The organism is Bacteroidales bacterium, from assembly GCA_041671145.1.
Lineage (GTDB): Bacteria > Bacteroidota > Bacteroidia > Bacteroidales > JAHJDW01 > JAQUPB01.
Window position 1 is genome coordinate 1 of sequence record JBAZBZ010000072.1, and the last position, 5,430, is coordinate 5,430.

The window sequence follows — 5,430 nt, forward strand, 5'->3', positions numbered from 1 at the left end:
ATAATTTTAAGTCGAAATTAACTTTTTCGTAGTCTTTTTTTCGACAGGGTTGAGTCTTGAGTTTTGTCATTGTTTCCGTTTTATTGGTTAATTTTTAGTCAACCGATTTTAGGAAATGACAGCTGACCGCATGAACGCCAACGGTTGGGTGTTGCTAACGGCGGGGGTTATAGAAGTGCGTTAATTTCACCAGTGATTAATTTATTTTATTGTTATACACTTTCAAGTTGTTGCAAACCCCCGCTGATAGCAACACCATGTTAGGCACAGTTTTTTATTCTTCATTTCTAATGTACTTACTCAACCAAGGAATATACTGCTTTGTCATTTCATTATATCTTCTATTTGATTTACTTCTTGAAATGTCAAGTATCCATGCTATAAATCTTTTTGTTTCTTCAAAGGTCAATTCATTTTTTGAACAATGAACCCATATCTTTTTTATTGAATAAAAAATCCATGAATAGTTTTGTACATGACAGATTATGTCAGTATGCTTAATATTTGCAACTAACCAGTCTGTATTTTTACTATTAATTTCCTTTATTGGTTTTTTATTTAAACCAATAATTCCTTTTTTTACACTTAAACCTTCTTTGTCTTTTTTGAATTTGTCAAGAAATACAAGGTTGTCATCAAAGTACTTAAAATTATCTTCTGTCTTTAAAAGAGCTTCTTTATTTAAAACTGATTTAACTTCGATAATTGCGAGGACTGATTCTAAAGGGTATGTTCCTAAATTACTGTTTTTAATTATTGGAGGTAATATTCTATTATCGTAAATAATAATATCCGTTTGTCTGCTTGCATTACCATAAGAGTCGACGACTACTCCTGTTCCAATACTAAACTGACTTGTAATAAAATTTACCAGCAAATCATTCACGAAAAGTTCTCGTAATTCTCCTTTTGTCAATTTATGTTCAAGTCTGTCAATAGAGCAAACTTTTGCATAAAATCCTTTGACTAATGCAGTCGAATAATCTTTTATCAGTGTGTTTTTTTTCATAAAATTGTGCCTAACGGTTCTGTTGCTTATATAGTGCGGTGCATAAAACGCACTTCACTTTCAACCGAAACAAAAGTAATAAATAATAATGAACTTTCATAATGCAAGAACACCGCATTATATAAGCAACATGTTGCCCACAGTTTTTTTAATCAGTCGACTTTTACACTTTTTTGATACAGGATTTCAGGGTCAATATCTGCTTCATTTTCCCATTCTATTGTGTCAAAGCTTGTCTTTACTGTGTTGAATATTTTCAAATCTTTTAATTCTTTAAATATGCCTTTGTCGAGATATGGTTTCATATCAAATTTTCTTCTCTCTCCATTTTCAAATGTCAGTATGAGAAGATAATTTTTCTGTGGTTCCACATTTTTTACTGCTAAATACATATCTATATTATTTTAAAGGTTGAATTTTAAAAGGTTTTTCTCCATTTTGACATAACTTCCAGTCAGCTAACAATTCGTCTCTATGTATTTCTATCCACGCTTGTATCAGTCTCAATTGTCTTGATGGAATTTCACCTTCAAGCACTTCGCAGTCTACAATATTAATGGTTACTTTATTGTCCTGAAAGTAAACATGAATGTGAGGTGGATGATGCTCTCTGGGTGCATAATACATCCTTATAATAAGTCCAAAAAACATTGAAATTGTCGGCATAGCAATTATTTTTCAACAAAGATACGAAAAATTTTCATGATAAGGAAAGCGTCAATAAAAAATTGTGGGCAACGGTTGGTTGCTTATTCCAGTGCGGAAATAAAACGCACTTCTTTTTCAACCGACAACAAAAGTAATAAATAGTATTGAACTTTCCAAACCACAAAACTCCGCATTGGATAAGCAACATGTTAGCGGCATGGTGGTTTTCTTTTTTCTTTTTTCTTTTCATATCAATCTGCAATACGTTTAATTGAGTCATAGGAGTAATTAATCATGTCTCGGAGGCGTTAGAATCAATCTCGGGAGCAATTAATTGAGTCTTGGGAGCGTTCAAATCAATTTTGGAGTCATTCAATTGAGTCTTGTGTACGAGAAATTCAATCTTGGAAGCGAGAAATTGAATCTTAGGTACGAGAATATCAATCTTAGTAATGAGAAATTGAGTCTTGGGTACGAGAATATCAATCTCGGGAGTGAGAAATTGAGTCTTAGGTACGAGAATATCAATCTTAGGAGTGAGAAATTGAGTCTTGGGTACAAGAATATCAATCTCGGGAGTGAGAAATTGAGTCTTAGGTACGAGAATATCAATCTTAGGAGTGAGAAATTGAGTCTTGGGTACAAGAATATCAATCTCGGGAGCGAGAAATTGAGTCTTAGGTACGAGAATATCAATCTTAGGAGTGAGAAATTGAGTCAGGCAGACGAGAAATTGAATCTGTCAGAAGAGAAATCGAATCAGACAAGCAAGAAATTGAATCTGTCAGGCGAGAAATCAAATCAGACGAGCAAGAAATTGAATCAGAATGTTAGAAAATTAAATCTTATAAAGTCATCAAATTTGCCTCCCCACTTGCCGCTAACGGTCGGGTGCTACTGCCGGCGGGGATATTAATACTTGCGTTAGTTTCACCCGTGATTAATTTTATTACTTGTTTGTACTTTCATGTTGCTACGCCCCCCCGCTGGTCAGTAGCACCATGTTAGCCACAGCCCTTTTTAATTCAGAATCAATTTTGCTTTTTTGTTATTAGCATCTTAGATGTAGAATTATTTTTCTCTAAATTCTCAATTTTTATTTGATTTTCTTTTATATTTAAGTCTTGTTGTTGTATGTGTTGATTCGTTTCTTTGTCAGTCTGTTTAAGTTCTTTTACATCATCTTGGATTCTGTCAACTTTATAGTTGATGCCTGAAATTGATAATTTGGAATCAAACATTAACCATACCAGTAAAGCTATTATTAAGCCACTTGCCCACTTTATCCAATTTTCCTCAAAGTGTTCGTAGATTTGCTGTTGTAATTTTGGTTTTCTTTTTTTCTTAGATTTCTGATTGCTGAAATCTTTTTTATCATCATCCGTTTCAGAAAACTTTAGGGTTTCATCAACTGTTGGTTCGTAATCCTGAGTCTTTATATATTTTGTATAATAATCTTTCTCAGGCTTTGTCTTTGATATATGTGAATTTGCTTTTCTCATTTTCCAAGTAAATAATTTTTGTTTATCCATTCAACATAATTTCCATTATTATATCTGTCTACATTTTGTGCGAATTCAATGAATCCAATTTGAGAGGCAGTACTTAAAAAAGGTTCAAAATATTTTTGATAGTCTATTGACATAAAAATCTCATCACGGTCTGCCTTTTTTACAATATTAAAAATAGCATTATGATAATCATAAATCTCTTTTTGAACTAAACTATCAGAAACAGGAAATTTTTTAGAGAACCTTAAATTTATATCATTGACACCATCTATAGTGCCTCCAATTGTCTTATTTAAGAAACTTTTTGCTAAATCTTCAACTTTAAAAAGGTAACGCTTTATTATACCAACCCTATTTATTTCCGTAATCTTATAGCATTTCAATATTCCTTCAATTATTTCTTTATTGAAACTTTCAATAATTGTCGAGTAGTCCTTTGTTTCAAAAGTTTTTCCAAAATTTATTTCAACAATTATATTTGAATTATTTATAAGCAAGCTATCACCTGTCTTGTCATTAAACAAAGATTTGTCTGCAACGTTATTTTGGACAAGAGGAAAAACATTTGCATCAAATGTTGAATTTTTGTTATATAAAATTTGGTCAACAATTTTTCCAAGTTGATCCTCAATAGAAAAATTAGCTCGGTATCTAATACCAATTGCTACTCCTATTAAATACTTATCAATTTCTTTTATCATTTTTTATTGTTTTAATTTTTGTTTAATTTTAATTTTGTCGTTCATGGGTTGTGGCTAACGGTTGGGTGTATATTTTGTGCGGTGTTTAGAACGCACTTAATTCTCAACCGAGAACAAAATTAATAAATAATAATGAACTTTCAAATTGCAAGAACACCGCATAAAATATACACCATGTTGGGGGCTGGGCGGTGTTATTGCTTTATTATTTTTTTTACTTCAACTGTCTTGTCAGTAGTAATTTTTACAAAATAAATTCCACTTGTCAAATTAGTAACGTCTATTAGTGTCATTTCGTATTTTATTAGTTGTCTTATTAATTCCTGTCCGTTTATGTTTAAAACTGTCAAAGTGTTTTCTTTTGTCAACTGTGTTGTTTCTATTGTCAATTGAGTAGACACAGGATTTGGGTAAATTTTTACATTTTCTTTTTTGTTTTTTTCTTCAACCCACTGTCCGCTATTTGTGGTTTTTAGAATAGCTCCAAAACCAACCGCATAACCAGTACTTGAGTCAACAAAAAAAATCGAATTAAGTGTATTTAAAACTTCTGGATTTTGATACATCCAGTTTGCTCCGCCATTAATTGTTTTAAGAATTATACTATTTGGATATGATCCACCACAAATATAACCAGAATTTGAGTTAATAAAATAAACTGAACGCAAAGCTTTTGAAACATTAGAAGTTTGATTTATCCAATTCACTCCTCCATTTGTTGTCTTTAATATTGTACCACATGAGCCAACAACAAATCCATTATAAGAGTTAACAAAATAAACTGAATAAAAACAATTCAAATTATTTGAGTTTTGTTTTGACCAATTTATTCCTCCATCAGTAGTTTTTATTATTAAACCGCATGAATTTTGATTGTCATAGCCTACTGCATAACCAGTATTTATATCTGTAAAATAAATTGAAAATAATGGTTCACCTATGTACTTTGTTGTCCAATTTGAACCCCCATTTGTAGTTTTTAAAATATCGCCATTAGTAGAAACAGTATATCCGTTATTACTATCAATAAAATATACCGAACACAAAGGATCTTTTGGAGTTATAAATTGAGAATTCCAATTTAATCCACTATCGGTTGTTTTTATTATTATTCCACTATCTCCAACTGCATAACCTATATTTGAGTTTACAAAAAAAATTGAATTTAACGCATGTAAAACATCTAAATTTTTATTTATCCAATTTGTTCCTCCATCAGTTGTCCTTAACATTAAACCTTTATAAATATTGTTATCATATCCAACAACAAAACCATTATTTGTGTCTGTAAAGCAAACAGAAAACAGAGGGTTCTCTGGTATAGAATACTGATTTATCCATTGTGCATTTGTAATATTCAAGGTTAATAATGTGAATAATAAAACGTAAAGTTTTTTCATGTTGATTTTGTTTTTGGTTTCAAAATAGTGATGCTTTGTCTTATACTGAAATAGGTTGACCATTTTTCGTTAAATATATTTTACAAAATTAGCACTAAATTCCGAAACATTGATAACTTATTAAAAAACCTTTGAGAGTTTTTTAAAAGTTGTCAACATTC

Annotated in this window: 6 protein-coding genes; all 6 read right to left on the reverse strand. The window is 30.9% G+C overall.

All coding sequences use genetic code 11. The annotated features are described in order from the left end of the window. Positions 1–274: 274 nt before the first annotated feature. Positions 275–1,009: a DUF6602 domain-containing protein gene (locus tag WC223_13700; protein MFA6925295.1), complete on the reverse strand. Its 735-nt coding sequence runs from the start codon at positions 1,007–1,009 to the stop codon at positions 275–277. Positions 1,010–1,161: 152 nt separating this feature from the next. Next, entirely contained in the window at positions 1,162–1,401 is a 240-nt protein-coding gene (locus WC223_13705; protein ID MFA6925296.1) for a DUF2442 domain-containing protein, read from the reverse strand. Between the two features lie 7 nt (positions 1,402–1,408). Next, positions 1,409–1,675, reverse strand: a complete 267-nt coding sequence (locus WC223_13710) for a DUF4160 domain-containing protein (GenBank protein MFA6925297.1) — start codon at positions 1,673–1,675, stop codon at positions 1,409–1,411. 1,013 nt (positions 1,676–2,688) lie between these two features. Next, a complete protein-coding gene (locus WC223_13715) occupies positions 2,689–3,189 on the reverse strand; it encodes a hypothetical protein (protein ID MFA6925298.1) in 501 nt (166 codons plus the stop codon). Beyond that, positions 3,156–3,869 carry a hypothetical protein gene (locus WC223_13720; GenBank protein ID MFA6925299.1) on the reverse strand — a complete coding sequence of 238 codons (714 nt, stop codon included), beginning with the start codon at positions 3,867–3,869 and terminating at the stop codon, positions 3,156–3,158. The genes WC223_13715 and WC223_13720 overlap by 34 nt, the downstream gene beginning before the upstream one ends. Positions 3,870–4,063: 194 nt before the next feature. Further along, positions 4,064–5,269, reverse strand: coding sequence for a YCF48-related protein (locus WC223_13725; protein MFA6925300.1), 1,206 nt, complete (start codon positions 5,267–5,269; stop codon positions 4,064–4,066). Positions 5,270–5,430: the final 161 nt, after the last annotated feature.